The following is an 18,134-nucleotide window of genomic DNA, read 5'->3' as shown; positions in this document are numbered from 1 at the left end:
CGCTCTCACGTCGCCTCTTTCGAGGCGTAGAGGCTTTCAATCTCCTTGGCCTCATCGAAATCCTCCGAAGTCAGCCCGCCGGCGTGCCACGTCGTGAAACGCAGTGTCACGTACTTGTAGTCAATCGAAATGAACGGATGGTGGTTTCTGCGCTCTGCGATTTCCGCCACGCGATTGACGAATGCGATGGCGTCTGGAAAGGACGCAAACCCGAACCGCTTGCGGATGAACTGGTCTTCGCGCTGCCACCCCGGCAATTCCGCGAGTCTCTGCTCAATCTCATCATCCGACAACTTCATCTTCTCACCCCCGTTCCAGCCAATCCTTCTCCATCCACAGGAACGCTTTCAGCAGTCCTATCACACTCACGGCATCCGTGATTTCACCGCACAGGCACATGTGGACGGCATCTTCCAACGGGATCCATGCCACGGTCATGGTCTCCGTTGGCTCGCGATCCGCTTCTCCGATGGACAAATCTTTGGCGAGAAACAAATGGGTCTCCTGTGTCGAGATGCCTGCACTCAGGTGAGCGACCCCGAGCGACGTCCACGTACGTGCGACGATGCCGGTTTCTTCGCGAAGTTCCCGAGCCGCAGCGGCCTCCGGACCTTCATCGCGAAACTGGCCGCTCGGAATCTGCCACAGAAACCTGTCAACCGGAAAAACGAATTCATGGAGCAGTGCGACGCGGTCCTGCTCATCCACCGCCACAACGCCCGCGTTGTGCCCAGCGTCCGTTACGCCATACAGGCCAGGCTGCCCGTCGGGCCGAAGCACGTCGTACTCGATCACCCGGATCCAGGGATTTTGATACGCAATGCGCTCCGAAAGGATGGTCCACAGGTGTCGCTTCAACGGCGTGCCCCTCTCCCATGACAGGATCACAAGGATTCGAAAATCACTGAAAAGATTATAGCACACGTTGTCCCCACGTGACGCTGAGCCTTCGCCGAAGGATGCGCGCAAAAACAAGACGCGGCCGCGAAAACCTCGCGAGCCGCGTCACAACAAGCTTCTTCACCTGGAGGCGCCGGCCGGATTCGAACCGGCGATGAAGGTTTTGCAGACCTCTGCCTTACCACTTGGCGCAAAATCCGCGCCACCATGCGGATTTCCAGCTATCCTTGCCGTCCAATGGTGAAGGTTTTGATACTTTTGTAGCACCCCACAGGGAAGATGTCAATAGAATTCAGCAAATACTGTACGCTAGCAGGTTTCGTTCTTATCCCCTGATTCTTGTAAACTAATAACATATGATTATTTTATTTAACATCAAAGGAAATAAACGCTTGACATTGGTATAGTAATCTTGTACATTTAGTTTGGAAAGGAGGATAACCATGACTCGTATGGAGCTCATCCGTAGACTCGCGCGTATTACGCAGACGGACATGGCGCAACGAATCGGAGTAGCACGACCGCTACTCAGCGATTTAGAAAGATGCGTTCGCCGTCCGAGCGCGCCGCTCCGCCAAAAAATCTCAAAGGCACTAGGCTATGCTGAAGACGTATTATTCGACGGAGCGGGATGGCCTATCCTAGTTGATTCGAGGGATTGGAGGTGGCTTGATGAGGGGCAAGCCCATCGTATGGCGCAATAAGACGGTGGGCGTCATAATCGGAGACGCATACACATCACGGCGGAAACGCTCGATACACTACTACCGTAAGTACAATGGCTATGGCGTCCAATTAGCTGTCGTCGAACGGCTATCACACGAAGGTATACGCTACATAGTGATTATCGAAGAGGACACCAACACACAATACCGCACATCCGTGGGTACCATGCTGGCACACGGTATCCCTATCGATGACGGTCATGGCGAACAGTTGATACTGCCCATCAGATATTGGGAGTGTATAATGCCTGGGCAAGTAGTGCTGTTCTAGTTTTCTGATTGATTGAACCTTGAAAATCGAAAAGAGGACGCGCGGTCTGGGGAGCCGTCTATCTGGTACACATCCCCGTCGATACACAAAGCGTCCTCCCACACTGAACGGGAGGTAACGCAATGTATCGCTACGAGCATAGTAGCACACCCGTCGACACGGAGCAACTGCGAAAATGGCTCTACGATAACCTGTGCGTTGCAGGACGCAGAAGCGGACGCTGGATTTCGGCGCACTGCCCACTGCATCACGACGAAAATCCTTCGCTGAGTGTTGATTTGCAGAACGGCAAATGGCGCTGTCACGCTGGTTGCGGGTCTGGCTCACTAACGGAGCTAGCACGACGCGCTGGCCTACCGTCTCCCCCGCTTCCCTCTAAGCGTAAGCGACGCAAGCCTACGGCGGTATACACGTACACAGACGAACACGGACAGCCTGTGTACCGCATCATTCGATACGGTCATGGCTCGGGTAAGTCATTCCAATGGCAACATTGGGATGGACACGGCTGGCGGCGCGGCAAAGGCGACAAACCCGTTTATCCATACCACTTGCCCGAGGTACTGCAAGCAATCGAACGCGGCGAACAGATTCTCGTATGCGAGGGCGAGAAGGACGTAGAGTCCTTGCGTGAGCGCGCTTTTGTCGCCACAACAGCGCCGGGAGGCGCGCTGAAATGGCCTCAGAATGAGCCATTCAATTCGTATTTTCGCGGTGCTGACATTATCCTTTGCCCGGACAACGATGACGTTGGACTCCGTCACATGGAGCAGGTTGCGCAGGCACTCCTCCCATATGCACGGCGCATCCGGTGGCTTGAACTGTCTGACTTGCCACCTAAAGGCGACGTATCGGATTGGCTCGAAATGGGACATGGAGTTCGTGATTTGCAACGAGCCATCGAAGAGGCAAAGGACTGGCAACCTGACCCCCGCATTCAGCATGCCATGGCAATCATGTCTTTCTTTCGGGATGGTCGTCTGGATATTGCCGCTGTGGCCCGCAATATCATGGAAACTTACCATTTGATATATGAAGGTGAGGATGAGAAGACAGGAACACTATGGGTATACGACAATGGGGTGTATTTGCCCAATGGACGGGCTACTGTGGCCAGAGAGGCGCATCATTTACTTGGAGAGGAAAGCAAAACGCATCGCGTCGCAGAAATCGTCAATTATGTGATACGCGAATGCTGGCAAGATGTTCATTGGTACGATGATGACGATTCAATGATTAACTGCGCAAATGGCCTATTGAATTGGAGAACGGAGACATTGCTCCCTCACATGCCGGAGAAACCGCGGAGGATACAAATTCCTGTGCATTGGAATCCTGCGGCGCGCTGCCCGAACATCGAAGACTTTCTCGGGACTTCCGCTCCCGACGATGCTATCGACACACTTATTGAGTTTATCGGCTACTGCCTTCTGGGACATCAGAAGTATCAAAAGGCGCTGATGCTAACGGGTGACGGCGGCGACGGCAAGAGCAAATTCATCGGAATGGTGATGGCATTCCTTGGGCATGGTAACTGCTCAAATGAGACTTTGCAGGATATATGCTCCAACAGGTTTGCCACCATCAAACTCGATGGCAAATTGGCAAACCTTTACGCTGATTTGCCATGTGACCCCATCCCGGATGTCGGCGTATTCAAGTCAATAGTGGGTGGCGATGCAGTCAAATTGGAGGGAAAATTTAAGGAGCAATACTACAAGCAGTTGCGCGCAAAGCTGATATTCAGCGCGAACAACCTACCTCCAACGAGCGATGTATCTCATGGGTGGTATCGGCGTTGGCTCATCGTTCCCTTTTCACGCAAGACCGACGTCATTGACCCGGACCTTGAGGGGAAAATTACGAGTCCCGATGAGCTGAGCGGCCTGTTACGTCACGTGGTCGAGGGCATGCGCCGTTTAGAGGCTCGCGGGGGATTCTACGAACCGCCTTCCTGCATAGCGGCGATGGCAGAATATCGCAACGAGACCGATTCCGTAGCGGCCTTTATATCGGATGCCTGTGATACAGGGGGAGGATATACACCAGCAGGACGCCTCTACCAATACTATCGAGCATATTGTCAGGCTAACGGATACCGTCCTGTAAGCCAGCGCAAGTTCTCAGCGCGACTCGGCACGCTCGGACATAAATCCGTACATACTAGGGAGGGAAACGTATATCGCATCACATGCACAGAAATGTCAGCCTCATCATGGGCGGGATAATCCCCCGCCCTCTTTTCTTTGAATGGCAGATGTGAAGCATTGGTGAAGCAACGTGAAGCATTCACAATTTCGTCACAAAGTCCACAAACCCGCACCACACCTGGGATTTTCGAATGTATGGCAGGCAAATGTGAAGCAGTGAAGCGATTCTCTATCTCTTATACACCATGTCGTAACTTACAAATGTAAGTTACCAGTCTGAAATCGACTTTTTGACGAAAATGCTTCACAGCTTCACAAACCGCGCCGTTATGCGGAAAATCGCTTCACACGATGCTTCACAATGCTTCACATGCTTCACACAGGAATTTGAGCAATTTTCATCCTCCCCCTATTAGTCGGTTATTTCTCCCCCCTATGCACACTGGAGCGTCATTTCCTTCGTACTACGAAACATTATCACCATTTAACCAAATCCCGAGTATCTACATATGTTTTAGTTACTTAACTACTGTTTTATGCGGAACAGCCGAAAATTTCGAGAGTGGATTGGTAGCTGTCCCCCGTGCACACGCTCTCCCCCTGGGGGGTGGTGTTATACTGGATTTAGGTGATGCGTATGATGCTGGTAATTGCTATCGTCGGTCTATGGCTCGTTGCGGACACTGCTCTGGCAATGCGTATACGCTACTATGAGCGCAAACTAGGGCGGGGGCGATGATTCTTCCCCCGCTGTTACACGCCGCGATTACGGACATGGCCTCTAGAATGCTTTCTGGCGGACTCTCGCCCTCCCCCACGTATGTTTGTATCCCCAGCATGTTTCGGCGGCCTTACAAGCCAAAATCAAGCGCTTACATTTCTGAGACACAAAAAGCGGAGGGTTATTCCCCCCGCCACAACAGCCATGCGGCCAGTCGAGCACCGTCACGTAAACCATGCTCGTAAGCTTGACGCTCTGCCTTTCCCCATTGCGTCATAATCCGTTCCTCTAACTCCAATACTTGCTCGCGGGGGAGTCCTGCATCGCGCAGTATGTCCGCTACCGTCTCGCTCACAACAATCGGTGGCGTCTCATGGGCAACACGGCCAACGACATCCTCGTACAACGCCTCATCAATCATCATCACTTTTCCTTCCTCCCACTCATGGTTTCGAGCAAACTGCGCTCGTATTCCTGTTGCGTCATCGTACCCGTCCCGCCCTCGTACGATTGGGGAGCAAGCTTGCAACAGGTGACGCGATTGCATGTTGTTGATGCAGGTCTTCGTCGGCAAGGTGGACATAGCGTTTGGTCATACTGATGCTGGCATGTCCTAACTGACGCTGAAGACCAAACACATTCCCGCCATTCCGCAGGTACATGATGGCACTGGAGTGCCTAAGCATGTACGGGGTTACGCGTACGCCTATCTGTTCGCTGTACTGTTGCAACCGCGCCGCCCATTTGGTTTCGGACAGCCGCCTCCCGTTAACTGAGGCGAACAGCGGAACATCATCTGTCCAGTCCTCCGGCCGCGCACTCGTCAGCTTACGAATCGCCTTCGCTGTCTGTATGCTCATGACGACTGTACGGCTTGTCCGCGTCTTTGCGACGGTGGACGGGACATGGATTTCGAGCGCATCTAATCGCACATCGGCGGGGGTCAATTGCAACGCTTCTCCCGGTCTCAGTCCGCAGTCGAGTTGTACGAGCATCAGCGCGTAATCTCGCAACCCCACATATGTCCTGCGGTCGGGAGCGGCAAGCAATCGCTTCAGCACATGCGCATCGACATGACGACACGCTCCGTCATTCTTGCGCCTTGCAATCCCCCGCATGACGTCAGTTTTGATATAGCCCTCGGCTCTGCACCAATGGAAGAATGCACGAAGATATTCACGTCTTAGATTGAAGTGGGTAGGACTTGAGACTTGTAGTGTAGAAAAGTGGTGAAGGATGGCACGACGAAGCTCGCTCTCGTTGCTTAGAGGGGCAGAACAAGACGCGAAGAATGCAGTGATATGACGGCGGTAATCCCGCAACGTCAAAGCGGCGCGGCCTTCAGACCGCTTTTGAAGCAGAAAGAGTTCCAACGCTTCCTCCCATGTCATGTCGTTCCCACTCTCCTTTGCTCGTTCCCTTCACGCTAGGGGCAAAGGATTTGCGGAAAACACGCATGGTAACGCTGGAACTCTACGCCAAAGGCAAGTCTGACAAACCGCGCCGTTACGCGATTATTTTTCAACTGGAGGCGCCGGCCGGATTCGAACCGGCGATGAAGGTTTTGCAGACCTCTGCCTTACCACTTGGCTACGGCGCCATGAGGCCGCGCAACCCGGACAGAGACTCGCCCCGTCCGGGTCTCGCAGCGAATGCCCTGGAGCGGAAGACGGGATTCGAACCCGCGGCCCTCGCCTTGGCAAGGCGATGCTCTACCCCTGAGCTACTTCCGCATGGCTGGTGGCTCGGGACGGAATCGAACCGCCGACACGAGGATTTTCAGTCCTCTGCTCTACCGACTGAGCTACCGAGCCGCCGTGCACCAGATGGTGGAGCCGATGGGACTCGAACCCACAACCCCTACGCTGCCAGCGTAGTGCTCTCCCCTTGAGCTACGGCCCCGCAACGCACGAGACTGATTATACAGCTTGTCGGGCCATTGCGCAAGTACAATTTCGCGTTTCCTTGGCACACATCCCAAATCTCTCGCGTTCTCCAGAACAAAAGTTCCATAATATGTATTGTTTTGCCGACATTGGACATCCTAAGGTCGACAAGCCCAAGAAAAGGAGTGAACCCCATGAAACGTTGGTTCCTCACTGCAGCCGCGGCGGCCTGCCTCATATCGACCGGTTGGTGGCAAGCGCCCGCGCACGTTCTCGCTGCTCCGGCCGTGGAATCCGCCGAGCCGAACGCACCCGTCAACGGGCCTTCCCACCAATTCGAAATCCATTCCAGCGTTCAGGTCTCACGCGAGATCCTTCGAGAAGCATACCAGGCCAGCCACGACGCCTATACGAAGAAATTACAGAAATACGCCAAGTGCACCGAGGCTCAGGCGCGCAAGGCCGTGATGTCTGAACACCCAGGTTGCAAGATCGAGGACATCCAACTCCGCAATATCCGCACAAACTTGGTGTATATGGCCATTGCGCGCGATGACGAGGACAAATACCTGGTCATCGTGGACGCGGGCAACGGCAATATCCTGCTAGATCGACGCATTCCGACACACCACGAGCGCGTGTTTGCAGGCGCACCGGTCCCGAGCAGGAACGAATAAACAGGTCGTCTTTCCCGCCCTGCGCATGCGCGGGGGCGCCGGCGAGCCGGCGCCCCTTGTTGGCCGAGCGGCACTCCCTTGCGTTACAACGCGCGCACCTTCACATCGTGCACCTGTATCTGGCCTACGCCGCGAGGAAGCTCTATTGCTTCAAGGCGCTTCGCGCCCAGGTACTTCGTGATATAGTCGCACGCCACATTTGGATCGATGCGATCCCCGCAGGTGTACACATCGATACTCGCGTAGCCATGCTCGGGGAAACTATGAATGGTGAGATGCGACTCCGAAATGATGACGACGCCGCTGACGCCCTGCGGTGCAAACTTGTGGAACGCAACTTCGCGAACCTCCGCGCCCGCCTCCAAGGCCGCGGTCACCATGGCGCGCTCGATCCCGTGAACGTCGTTCAGACGCTCCGGATCACACTCCCAAAGCTCTGCAATGACGTGACGCCCCATCGTGTCCATGAAAAAAGTCCCCCTTTACAAACAAATCGGCCATGCCGTTCTTGAGAAAAAGGCATGTGGAATCGCACTTACACCACGGGGGAAAGTTAGTCCTCAGAGGTCCTAACCCTTTAAGTGTAAGTCCTCTTCCATTTGCAGTTGACTGCACTCGCCATGGCGCACGTGGACATCATGCGCCGTCCGACAGGTCAACACTACGATGAGTAGTATACGGCCTCCCTAGACAATTTGCAATCAGGAATTGAATGCCTCACCAGGACAGTGGCAACGGCGTCGCCAGATCCCACACGAGACTGAGGCCACAGGCCAAGCTGCATATCCAAGCGAGCACTGTCCAAAACCGCGGATTCCGGAGCCATTTCGCAAATCCGTACGTCAGGGCCATTCCGGTCGCAAGCCCACCCAAGTGCGCCATCCACCCGATGGTCCCCAGGTTCATGATGTCGATCACGACATTGACCGCGAGCACCATCAGCAACTGGTTGCGGACATACGGCGGAAACATGCCCATCAAGGCGAGCGCGAGCATCGCCCCGAACAGGCCGAAGATGGCCCCCGACGCGCCCGCCGAGACCTGATCCGGTGAGATGGGCAACGTCAGCAAACTGCCGACCGCCCCTGAGATGACGTACAACGCGATGAACACAGGCGTCGACAGCGCCTGCTCCACCGCAAACAACGTCCACAGCGAGATCATATTCACGAGGATGTGCCAGAGGCTCACGTGGACAAACATCGTGCTCAGGACGCGAAACCACTGGCCGTGCTCCACGAGCGGCGGGTAGAGCGCGCCAGCGCGCAGAAGTCCAAATGTGGATTTGCCCGTGATGGTTTCCACGATGAGGTACCAGAACACGGTGACCAGCAAAAAGGTCCAGCCGGCAGGGGCGGGATCGCCATAAGGGCTCGGGGGTAAGAAGCGAACGCGCCACACGCGCCGCCGACGCCACATCATGCATTCACCTCGTCTATTCAAGAGTTCGCCGGAAGCTTCCAGCCGCTTCGCACCGCATCTTCCTCGAGAACGGTGTAACCCCGCTCGTACGCGACGATCATGCGCTCCGGCGTATACCTCGGCAGCACGAGCCGCTGAAACCGCTCCACGTAGACATCCCGCGCCTGAGTGTCCATCAGAAGTCGCCGCACCGCATCGGCAAGAGCCTGTACATCGCCAGGCGGCACAAGCACACCAGCCTCTCCATCAAGCAGCATGCGCCGAATCCCAGGAACATCCGATCCGATGTTCGCGGCCCCGTAATAGCCGGCCTCCAACACGGAGGTCGGAGCTCCTTCACTCTTCGAAGGCAACACGTGGATGTCGATGGCGCAATACACGTCGCGCACATCCTGCAGATGACCTAGAAAATGAACTCGGTGGCGGACGCCACACGCCTCGGCTGCCGCTTCTAATCGGGTGCGATCTCGTCCGTCACCAGCGACGAGCAAGTGAACGTCCAAGTCCGAGAGACGCGCCAAGGCGGCGATGGCGACGTGGATCTGTTTCACAGGATCGAGCCGAGCCACGACGCCGATGAGTCTCGACTCTGGTTTCAGCCCCAACCGATTTCGCCACTCCGCTGCGCACACGTCGCGCGATGCCCTGGGAGGCCGTGGAAAAAACGCGTTGGGAACCTCGAGGATGGTCCGGCAGGGAAGCACGTCTCCGAGCGCGGGCTGAACCACAAACAGGCCCCGCGCGCGAGACAGACGCCACAGATGTAGGCTGGGAAACAAAGCGGCTTTGAAGGGGTGCCCCTCGAAGTCGTATCGAGGATGGCTGTGAATCGTAGCGGTCCAGATGACCCCCGCACTCGATGCGGCGAACGATGCCAACATATTCATGCGAGGTCCGTGCGAATGGAGAATCCACGCGCGCTCGCGCCGGAGCACACGAGCCAAATCGCGTATGGCGCCAACCGTGCCTGCCACCGACCCGTGCAACATCCCCAACTGCCGCAGTTCGTTCGCCAGTGGTCCGTCGCCCAGGCTGATCAAGCGGTAGCGGTAGTCGACCTGCGCGCCCTTGAGCGCCTTCGCCCAAGTCATGAGGTGCGTGGCAGCGCCCCCCACTTCGTTCCCCGCAAAAAATACGATCACGGTGCGCTCCGAAGCCAACCGAGTTCCTCCAAGTCTATCAACAGGGGCGGTAACCCTGCATGGTATGTGCCTGAATGTATCGGTCCAAATCCTCGTCGTCGAACCAGAACGGCCCTCGGTACAGAAACACGTAATCGACCGGCGTGTGAACTCGCTCCGCCGTAAACGCGAGGATGTGATTCCTCCGAACCGTCACATCCGGCCAAACGTCCTCAAAACGCCGATTGATCCGATTGTACTGCTCCGGTGTCATGCACGGCAGAAGGCAAACAAACGCCTCATTTGGAAGTTCTAACACATCATAATTTTTTCCGTCGTACTCGATGTTCAACCCCAAGCGCATCCGCAACCATCCTTATCAAGCACAACCTCGATGTCGCCTATCTTCACACTCTCTGCACTCAGTATACTGGACAGCCCAGATAGGTACAAACAGTGCGCAACTTATTCGTACCGCAGGGCGTCAATCGGATTGAGATTCGCGGCCTTCACGGCCGGATAGAGTCCACAGACGACGCCGATGGCGGCCGAGAAGACGAATGCCAACACGCCAATCGGCCAGGGCACGAAAGCCGGAATGCCAGTGAACGCGCGCAGGGCGGTGCTCACCGCAAGCCCAGTCGCAATGCCGGCGACACCTCCTAACGAGGTGATGGCCATAGACTCCACAAGAAACTGGAGCACGATGTCACGTTTCCTAGCACCGAGTGAGACGCGAATGCCGATCTCCTGCGTTCGTTCGGTGACCGACACCAGCATGATATTCATGACGCCAACCCCGCCCACGAGGAGCGCGATCCCCGCCACCGCGCCGATCACGGCCGTCAAGATGGTCGTCACCTTTCCGATCAAAGCCGCGACGCTCGCGACGAGCCCTGACGAGTCGACGAAGGCCGTCGGATCGCCCGCATGGATGTTGAGCGCGAGCACGATTCGTTTCGCCAGGCTCTGGACATTGACGCCGGGACTCACCACGACATCCATTTCAGACGCTGTCCAGTTGGGGAAAATATCTTGGCACGTGGTATCGGGGATGTACAGATTGTCGCTCCCCATCACCAACGAATAGAGGCTTGCCTGCTCCGGCTGCGCCACACCAACGACCTCGAGCGGCACGCCGGACAGGGTGATGATTGCACCGAGCGGATTTCCGCTCCCAAAAAGCTTATTCGCGAGCGACTCACTGATGACCGCAACGTTACGGTGAGACAACACGTCCTCCGCAGTGAACATATGACCGCGAACGACCATGAAACGGGCAAGGCGATCCAAGTCCGCGGGACCTGCGAACAGCGTCACATTGTCCGACTTGTCTCCACTCTGCACCACGGCCGTGCCATAGAAGGTCTCATTCACGCTCTCCACGCCGGAGAAGGACGCGGCGATGGCGAGATCGGAGTCGTCGATGGAGAGCACCTGCCCTGGCTGCGGCAGGCCGGGCGCAACGAGTTCCCTCGGCACAATTTGAATGACGTTCTGCTGACTTCCGCTTGAGATGGCCCCAATGACCAGCGCTTTGCCGCCGTTGCCGATGGCGACAATGGCGAGGATGGAAGCCACACCAATCCAGATGCCGAGCATCGTGAGGAATGCTCGCGTCTTATTGGCGGCAAGCGAAGCCAAGGCCATACGGAGCATCTCATCGAGGCTCATCCGGTACCTCCTCTCGGACGATCTCGCCATCGACCATGTGCAGGATGCGCTGGCCGGCGCGCGCAACGTGGGCATCGTGCGTGATGACCATGACGGTCCGCCCGGCCGCGTGCAAATCCCGGAGAATGCGGAGGATCTCAGCGCCCGTCTGCTGGTCGAGCGCGCCGGTGGGTTCATCGGCGAGCAGGACGGCCGGATCGTTGGCGAGCGCGCGGGCAATGGCGACGCGCTGCCGCTGACCTCCCGACAGCTCATTCGGCAGATGATGGGCTCGATTGGCCATACCCACCATCTCGAGCAGTTCCATGGCGCGCGCTCGCCGTTTGGCGCGAGGAACGCCTGCGTAGACCATCGGAAGCTCCACGTTGCGCACCGCAGACATGCGCGGGATGAGGTGAAAATTCTGAAACACAAACCCGATGTTCTGATTGCGCAGGCGGGCGAGATCGTTCGAAGGCAGGCCAAGCACCGACGCACCGTTCAGCTCATAGTCGCCCGAGCTCGGCCGGTCCAGGAGCCCGAGGATGTGCATGAGCGTGGATTTGCCACTGCCCGAGGGACCCATGACCGCGACGAACTCGCCCCGCTGAACCTCGAGGTGGATGCCCTTCAACACGGGAATGACCTGCTCGCCGACAGTGTACGACTTTGTCACGCCCACGAGGCGAATCATGATGTGCGCACTGCCTCTCCGTTCACGAGATTGTCCGGCGGATTGATCACGACCCGATTGCCAGGAGCGACTCCGGACAGCACCTGCACCGCCGTATCGCTCGTCATGCCGAGCTTCACTGGCACAAGATAGACGTGGCCGTTCCTCCACTCGTACACCGCATAGCCGGTACCGTTCTGCACGATGGCGCTGTAGGGCACCGTGGGCACGGGCGATGGCGAGCGGCTGAGGATCCGGCAGGTGAGTTGATATCCATATGGAACCGGAAACGATCCGCGCGGCTGCACCGTCACCTCCACGACCGGCGCCCCGCTTGACGAGAGCTCCGCGTACGGCGCGATGGACGTCACCGAGCCGGTAAACGTCTGATTGGGATATGCATCCGTTTGCATCGTGGCCGTCATGCCCACCTTGATTTGAGCTGCGTCGACTTCCGACAGATCCATGACGACGTCCTTTGCTGGGCTCGCCACCTCGACGACCGGCGTCTGATTCCCGTCCGCGTCCACGCCGTTCGGGTTTGCGATGAGCACGATGCCCGACATCGTCGCCGTGATGGTCAACTGGGCCTCGTTGGCCTCCGCCTGTGCGAGCTGACTTCTCGCCGAAGCCACCGAAGCCTCGGCCGCGTTCAGCTGCGGAAGAAACAGCGCCTTGAGCGCCGTCGGCGCCAGGTTATATTGCGCCAACACGCGCTGATACGCCGATTCGGCATCGGAGAGCGCCAATTCCGCGGCCTGCACGCTGGCTTCCGCGGAAGCCGTGCTCAACTGAATGAGCGGTTGCCCCGCTTGCACGCGCTGCCCCACGTGCACCAGCACGCGCTCGACAGGAGCCGGCAGGTTGTCCAAATTGACGATCTGGCGGGCCACCGGGCGCACCGTGCCTGCCGCCAGGGTCACCCGCTCGATTCGCTGCAGCGACACAGGCGCCGTCTCGACCACAGGCAAGGCGTGTCGAGATTTCCACACGACAAGCGCCCCCACGAGAAGCGCCAGAAGGGCCAGCACGAAGCCGATCACGGCGCCGACACGTCGGCCTGTCCGCTTTTCCGACGAGATGGCCAACGACAACCCCTCCCCGACCAAATCACGTATTAACATACCACACGGGCGCTTGAACGGACATCGAACGACATGGCCGGTTTGGGACTCGCATACACATGGGACAAACAGGTGAAGTGAGGTGCGGTTCTTGAAACCGAGATGGGTTTGTCGAATCGTCGGGTGGCTCTACGCCGCACTTGGTGCGGCAGGCACCTTGAGCCGGGACCTTGGCCTTTATTTTCGATTCACGCCCGTGGAGGCCTACCTCTACCTTGGGCTTGGCGTCTGGGCCATTTGGGCGGCGCGCCAGCGCACTCGCACCAGCGTCCTGGCGCTTCTGGGCGTCGGGATGGTGTCCTTCGCGTGGGCCCTGTCGCCCTGGATAGGGCTCCCTGCCCCCGTTCTTCGCGCGTTGGGCTCTCAACAACCGCTTGACCTGCTGATCCGAGAATTGGTCGCTATCTGGGGCATCGGCACCGCGGTCAAGGCCGTGACAGACTGGCGCGCATCCCATCGATCCACTACCTCCTGACCCTTCGTGCACGTCGCTCATGGGACATACTACGGCGTGTGAACCGATGACACCAAGGAGGGACTGGGCATGAAAGTTCAGCAGATCATGACCACAGACGTCGCTTGCTGCTCGGCCACCGATTCCATCCAGAAGGCCGCCCAGGCGATGAAACGCGAAAACTGTGGTTCCATCCCTGTGTGCGAAAATCGACGCGTGGTCGGTATCGTGACGGATCGCGACATCGTGCTGAAGGCCGTGGCGCAGGGCAAATGCGACGCCCGAGTCGAGGACTGCATGACCAAAGCGGTTGTCACCGGGCGGCCTGACATGGACGCGCACGAAGCTGCCGATCTCATGGCGCAGCACCAGATCCGGCGCCTGCCCATCGTGGACGAGCGCGGCGACCTCTGCGGCATCCTGTCCATTGGCGATCTCGCCACCGTCGACATCCATGTGAACGAGGCGGGAGCGGCGCTCAGCAAAATTTCCGCACCCACCGAAGCCCAGAACAATATCGTCCACTGACGAACGACATCGGTTCGCCAACACCCCGCCGGTGCGGGGTGTTGTTTTGTCCCCAGAACATGCGGAAGGCTGGGGTCACGACCCCAGCCTTCGCTCGCCGCCTTCCCGAGCCTCACGGCGAACCCGCGTCTCCCTGCGCCAAACGCTCCTGCGCATAACGGACAAGCCTTTTGGTTATACTGCCACCGATGGAACCGTTCTCGTACGATGAGACGAAACCCCAGTACCCGTCCGCGGGGGGTGTGATGCCGAGTTCTCCGGCTATCTCGTACTTCATGTCCTGAAGCGCCCGCGACGCTTGCCCGAGCAACAGGCGATTGCTTTTCGCCATGATGCATCCCTCCCTGGCGATAGCATGCCCCGGGAGGGCAGATTGCGCACTGCGAATTCGCGCCAGCGGGCGAAGGCGCTGGGACTGGTACACGGTCCGATATGGGCGGAATCCTGGCTCGAAAAAGCGTCAAACGGCGCACCCCAAAAAGAGGTGCGCCGCCGTCCGCCGAAGCCTTACAACACCTGCTCAGCGCTCGCTGAGCGGGACAAACTTGCGATCCGTCGGTCCAACGTACTCGGCCCGCGGGCGGATGAGTCGATTGTTCTTATATTGCTCGAGCACGTGTGCCGTCCACCCCGAGATACGGCTGCACGCGAAGATGGGCGTGTACAAGTGCGTCGGAATGCCGAGCGAATAGTAGAGCGACGCCGAATAGAAATCGACGTTCGCGTGCAGGCCCTTTACCTCGAGCATGTGCTTTTCAATGGCCTGGGACATCTCGAACCATTTCGTTTCGCCCTTCAACTCGCCCGCCTGTTTGCTGAGCTGGCGAAGGTGCGTCGCGCGCGGATCTTCCGTCCGATACACGCGATGGCCAAAGCCCATAATCTTCTTCTTCTGCGCGAGCGCCTCGTCAATCCAGGCAATGGCCTTGCTGGGTTCGCCAATTTCGAGCAGCATGCGCATCACCTGCTCGTTAGCGCCGCCGTGCAGAGGTCCCTTGAGCGTCCCAATGGCCGACGTGATAGCGGAATACATGTCCGACAGCGTGCCCGCCGTGACGCGCGCCGAGAACGTCGAAGCGTTCAATTCGTGATCTGCGTGCAGGATCAGTGCGGTATTGAAGGCCTTCTCCTCGAATTCGGAAGGCTTCGTGCCACGGAGGAGATAGAAGAAGTTCGCAGCGGCGCTCAGCGATGGATCCGGCTCCACGGGGTCCAGTCCTTGGCGGATGCGCTCGAACGAGGTGACGATGGTCGGAATCTTCGCGACGAGGCGGGCGGCTTTCCGGTAGTTCGCCTCTAGGCTCTCGTCGCCGTCATCCGGATCGTACAGACCGAGGAAGGAGACTGCCGTGCGAAGAACCGCCATCGCGTTCGCGTCCTTCGGAAGCCGTTTCAACAGGTCGAGCACGGGTTCAGCCAATGCCCGCTCACGGGCAAGTTCCTCGGTGAACGCTTTCAGTTGCGACTGATTCGGCAGATCGCCGTGCCACAGAAGGTACACGACCTCCTCAAACGACGCGCCGCCGTCGACGAGATCGTGGATATCATACCCGTAGTACAGAAGGCGACCCTGTTTCCCATCCAAGAAGCAGATTTCGGACGTGTTGGAGACCACGTCTTCCAGCCCGGCTTTGAATGTCGTTTCCGCTGCCATGAGCAGAACCTCCTCATCCCTCGCGATCTCGCCCGCATCCCCTGGGTCTCAGCGAGATCGCCCAATGCCGTATTTTGTACTCGGTCATTATACTACATCCGTCGGTACGCTCAAAAACCGTCAAGTTTCGGCAAGACAAGGATACGCGGGCTGTCATGCCATGGCGGCCATCCAGCCCGCGACGGCGAGGAGCACGAGGCCCGTCAACCGCTCGGCCGGCAGATGCTCCAACCGTGAGGCGAGGAAGCGCCCCGCCTCGAGCCCAGCGACGGTGAGAAGAAAACTCACGGTGCCAAACACGACGCCGGCGAAGGCGAGCGGCGCGCGCATCATGCCTAGGCTGAATCCGACGGTCAGGTTGTCGATGGACAGCGCGATGGCGAGCAGGATGATCTGCAGACCGCGGGCGCGCTCCACGGCGTCCATTTCGTCCTCGTCCTCCCGCCGCTTGAAGAGGCTGTAGAGACCGAGCAGGGCCAAGAGAGCGATGCCTACGATATGCGCGCTTCGGCCGAGCACGCTCGCCACCTCGCGACCCACCCAGATGCCCAGGACAGGCATCCACGCCTCGAAGATGGCAAAGAGGATAGCGACGCGCCACTGTGCGCGGCGGCTGAGCCCGGACGCGCCGAGTCCGACGGCGGCGAGTCCGTTGTCGAGGCCAATTCCGAGGCCGATAAGAAGCAGCTGAGTCAACACGCCGTCCCATCCTCTCCAGACCGCGTCCAGATGCATCCCGTAGGCACATCGAAGTAGCGCAGTGCATCGCCCACGAACGACTGGGTGCCGACGAGGAGGACGAGATCGTCTCGGGACGCATCCGCGAGTGCTAGGCGGATAGCGTCCTCCGGATTCGCTTCGCGGGACGCGGCATACCCAAGCGCCGCCGCGAGCGATACCAGGTCCCGCGTGAAATGGAGCGCTGGGTTCGTGGTCTCGGTGAACAGGATGCGATGCGCGATGGGCCCGAGTTCGCGTATCACACCTTCGGCGTCCTTGTCGTCGGGCAGGGACAGGACGAGATGAATGCGGCCGCCCTCACCTCGCCGCGCGCGCCAGGCCTCGGCGAATCGGCGCACGTACGCCGCGCTCAGGCTGTGGATGGCGCCGTCGATCACGACGTCCGGCTCGCGCCGCACGAGCTGCAGCCGCCCAATCAGCACGAGGCCGCGCAGATCTACGGCGATTTCCCTCGCCGGTCGGCCGAGATCGCGCAACACCCGATGCGCCGCGGCGGCGGAAGCGGCAAGGTTGTCTGCGTACGGCACGAGGCGCTCGTCCACCTGGATGTCCGCGGTAAATCCGGGGCCGCGGACCTGCACGCGCAAACGGGCGTCGTCGAGGGACCACTCGAGGTCGTTGCCGACTTCGTGCACCTCGCCGCCCTTGGCCCGAAACGCCGTCAAAAAGGGCGCCATCACCTTGCGCGACAGCGGCGGCTGTAGACTCAACGACGTCCAGGCCGTGTGCTCCGTCAGAATGCCCATTTTGGCGATCACGACATCTTCCCAGGTCGGCCCCAGCCTGTCCAGGTGTTCGCCGAAAATAGGCGCGATGATGGCCCCGCGGTGCACCACCTGGTTGACGTCGTCGTGGCGCGCGCCGCGGCCGAGTTCGTACACGGCGGCCTCGACGCCCTGTTCTTCGTACCATATGGCGGCCATGACAGCCACGAGTCCAACGGGGCCGATGTACTGATCCTCCGGCACGGGAAGCGCCGACGCGGCTTCACGAACCCGCTGGCCAACCCGCACAAAGTCTTCTTCTGGAATCGGCATGCCCTGCAGTCGAATGCGCTCGAGGAAATCGATCAAATGGGGGCTGGTGAACAGCCCGACGCGCACGCCCATCTGCTGCAACATGGCGGCGGTGAGGATGGCGTGCGATCCCTTTCCCTTGCTCCCAGTCACAGCGACGTTGTACACGTGCTCGTCCGGCCGACCCAACGCGTCGAGCAGCCGCCGCGTCCACTCGGGGTGGCGCACGTCGCGATCGAACCCCTGCCTGCGCTCGCGCGGCACGCGGCTATAGGAGGAAAAGATCCAGCGAATCATCTCGGTCACTTGCTCCGCCATTGGCGTCATGACATGAACGTCCCTCGCTCTCCGCGGGTAGTGTATCACAGGGCGAGGCGCGCGCAAACAGAGGCCGCCGGGCGGCGATACCCGGCGGCCG

At 58.8% G+C, this 18,134-nt stretch carries 20 protein-coding genes and 4 tRNA genes; 5 read left to right on the top strand and 19 right to left on the bottom strand.

The annotated features are described in order from the left end of the window. Positions 1–5 precede the first annotated feature (5 nt). Positions 6–299: a 4a-hydroxytetrahydrobiopterin dehydratase gene (locus AC27E8_RS05430; protein WP_487098130.1), complete on the bottom strand. Its 294-nt coding sequence runs from the start codon at positions 297–299 to the stop codon at positions 6–8. A gap of 4 nt (positions 300–303) precedes the next feature. Beyond that, positions 304–858, bottom strand: coding sequence for an NUDIX domain-containing protein (locus AC27E8_RS05425; protein WP_487098132.1), 555 nt, complete (start codon positions 856–858; stop codon positions 304–306). Positions 859–1,343: 485 nt separating this feature from the next. On the opposite strand from AC27E8_RS05425, the gene AC27E8_RS05420 reads away from it, so the two are divergent. Both AC27E8_RS05420 and AC27E8_RS05415 read left to right on the top strand, forming a co-directional pair. Beyond that, positions 1,344–1,604 carry a helix-turn-helix transcriptional regulator gene (locus tag AC27E8_RS05420; protein WP_487111355.1) on the top strand — a complete coding sequence of 87 codons (261 nt, stop codon included), beginning with the start codon at positions 1,344–1,346 and terminating at the stop codon, positions 1,602–1,604. A gap of 729 nt (positions 1,605–2,333) precedes the next feature. Beyond that, entirely contained in the window at positions 2,334–4,124 is a 1,791-nt protein-coding gene (locus AC27E8_RS05415) for a phage/plasmid primase, P4 family (RefSeq protein ID WP_487098133.1), read from the top strand. An 824-nt stretch (positions 4,125–4,948) separates the two neighbouring features. On the opposite strand, the gene AC27E8_RS05410 is transcribed toward AC27E8_RS05415, so the two are convergent. From AC27E8_RS05410 to AC27E8_RS05385, 6 genes are all read right to left on the bottom strand, one after another. Further along, a complete protein-coding gene (locus tag AC27E8_RS05410) occupies positions 4,949–5,191 on the bottom strand; it encodes a hypothetical protein (protein ID WP_487111353.1) in 243 nt (80 codons plus the stop codon). 58 nt (positions 5,192–5,249) lie between these two features. Continuing rightward, the gene (locus AC27E8_RS05405) at positions 5,250–6,140 is read right to left on the bottom strand and encodes a site-specific integrase (protein WP_487111351.1); all 891 of its coding nucleotides are present in this window, start codon (positions 6,138–6,140) and stop codon (positions 5,250–5,252) included. Between the two features lie 153 nt (positions 6,141–6,293). Continuing rightward, positions 6,294–6,367: transfer RNA gene (locus AC27E8_RS05400), tRNA-Cys, on the bottom strand. A gap of 58 nt (positions 6,368–6,425) precedes the next feature. Beyond that, a tRNA-Gly gene (locus AC27E8_RS05395) sits at positions 6,426–6,500 on the bottom strand. A 5-nt stretch (positions 6,501–6,505) separates the two neighbouring features. Next, positions 6,506–6,581 (bottom strand) — tRNA-Phe (locus AC27E8_RS05390). Between the two features lie 13 nt (positions 6,582–6,594). After that, positions 6,595–6,669: transfer RNA gene (locus AC27E8_RS05385), tRNA-Ala, on the bottom strand. A 178-nt stretch (positions 6,670–6,847) separates the two neighbouring features. Here AC27E8_RS05385 and AC27E8_RS05380 point away from each other — a divergent pair. Then, a complete protein-coding gene (locus AC27E8_RS05380) occupies positions 6,848–7,330 on the top strand; it encodes a PepSY domain-containing protein (RefSeq protein WP_041695356.1) in 483 nt (160 codons plus the stop codon). A gap of 83 nt (positions 7,331–7,413) precedes the next feature. Here the strand turns inward: AC27E8_RS05380 and speD are convergent, their stop codons facing one another. The 7 genes from speD to AC27E8_RS05345 form a co-directional block, all read right to left on the bottom strand. Continuing rightward, positions 7,414–7,797 (bottom strand): adenosylmethionine decarboxylase, encoded by a 384-nt coding sequence (gene speD / locus AC27E8_RS05375; protein ID WP_041695357.1) that lies wholly within the window; start codon positions 7,795–7,797, stop codon positions 7,414–7,416. Between the two features lie 250 nt (positions 7,798–8,047). Then, positions 8,048–8,752: a rhomboid family intramembrane serine protease gene (locus tag AC27E8_RS05370; RefSeq protein WP_487098138.1), complete on the bottom strand. Its 705-nt coding sequence runs from the start codon at positions 8,750–8,752 to the stop codon at positions 8,048–8,050. A gap of 17 nt (positions 8,753–8,769) precedes the next feature. After that, positions 8,770–9,912: a glycosyltransferase family 4 protein gene (locus tag AC27E8_RS05365; RefSeq protein ID WP_487098140.1), complete on the bottom strand. Its 1,143-nt coding sequence runs from the start codon at positions 9,910–9,912 to the stop codon at positions 8,770–8,772. A gap of 19 nt (positions 9,913–9,931) precedes the next feature. Beyond that, complete coding sequence (locus tag AC27E8_RS05360; RefSeq protein WP_008340235.1) at positions 9,932–10,237, bottom strand: hypothetical protein; 306 nt, start codon at positions 10,235–10,237, stop codon at positions 9,932–9,934. A 101-nt stretch (positions 10,238–10,338) separates the two neighbouring features. Next, on the bottom strand, positions 10,339–11,547 hold the full coding sequence (locus AC27E8_RS05355; protein ID WP_487098142.1) for an ABC transporter permease: 1,209 nt from the start codon (positions 11,545–11,547) through the stop codon (positions 10,339–10,341). Next, complete coding sequence (locus AC27E8_RS05350) at positions 11,534–12,220, bottom strand: ABC transporter ATP-binding protein (protein WP_487098144.1); 687 nt, start codon at positions 12,218–12,220, stop codon at positions 11,534–11,536. The genes AC27E8_RS05355 and AC27E8_RS05350 overlap by 14 nt, the downstream gene beginning before the upstream one ends. Beyond that, on the bottom strand, positions 12,217–13,287 hold the full coding sequence (locus AC27E8_RS05345) for an efflux RND transporter periplasmic adaptor subunit (RefSeq protein WP_487098146.1): 1,071 nt from the start codon (positions 13,285–13,287) through the stop codon (positions 12,217–12,219). Before AC27E8_RS05345 ends, AC27E8_RS05350 begins: the two co-directional genes overlap by 4 nt. A 118-nt stretch (positions 13,288–13,405) precedes the next feature. On the opposite strand from AC27E8_RS05345, the gene AC27E8_RS05340 reads away from it, so the two are divergent. Further along, the gene (locus AC27E8_RS05340; RefSeq protein ID WP_014465086.1) at positions 13,406–13,798 is read left to right on the top strand and encodes a hypothetical protein; all 393 of its coding nucleotides are present in this window, start codon (positions 13,406–13,408) and stop codon (positions 13,796–13,798) included. Positions 13,799–13,867: 69 nt separating this feature from the next. Next, the gene (locus AC27E8_RS05335; protein WP_008340229.1) at positions 13,868–14,305 is read left to right on the top strand and encodes a CBS domain-containing protein; all 438 of its coding nucleotides are present in this window, start codon (positions 13,868–13,870) and stop codon (positions 14,303–14,305) included. A 112-nt stretch (positions 14,306–14,417) separates the two neighbouring features. Here the strand turns inward: AC27E8_RS05335 and AC27E8_RS05330 are convergent, their stop codons facing one another. The 4 genes from AC27E8_RS05330 to AC27E8_RS05315 form a co-directional block, all read right to left on the bottom strand. Beyond that, a complete protein-coding gene (locus AC27E8_RS05330; protein ID WP_012811482.1) occupies positions 14,418–14,636 on the bottom strand; it encodes an alpha/beta-type small acid-soluble spore protein in 219 nt (72 codons plus the stop codon). 189 nt (positions 14,637–14,825) lie between these two features. After that, the gene (locus tag AC27E8_RS05325) at positions 14,826–15,959 is read right to left on the bottom strand and encodes a citrate synthase (RefSeq protein WP_014465088.1); all 1,134 of its coding nucleotides are present in this window, start codon (positions 15,957–15,959) and stop codon (positions 14,826–14,828) included. 153 nt (positions 15,960–16,112) lie between these two features. Continuing rightward, a complete protein-coding gene (locus AC27E8_RS05320; RefSeq protein ID WP_041695361.1) occupies positions 16,113–16,658 on the bottom strand; it encodes a manganese efflux pump MntP in 546 nt (181 codons plus the stop codon). Continuing rightward, on the bottom strand, positions 16,652–18,043 hold the full coding sequence (locus tag AC27E8_RS05315) for a glutamate ligase domain-containing protein (RefSeq protein ID WP_487098150.1): 1,392 nt from the start codon (positions 18,041–18,043) through the stop codon (positions 16,652–16,654). Before AC27E8_RS05315 ends, AC27E8_RS05320 begins: the two co-directional genes overlap by 7 nt. Positions 18,044–18,134 lie beyond the last annotated feature (91 nt).

Source organism: Alicyclobacillus sp. CIJ1, from assembly GCF_057538885.1.
The sequence above is the reverse complement of the archived record's forward strand: the minus strand, read 5'-3'. Positions and strand labels throughout refer to the sequence as shown.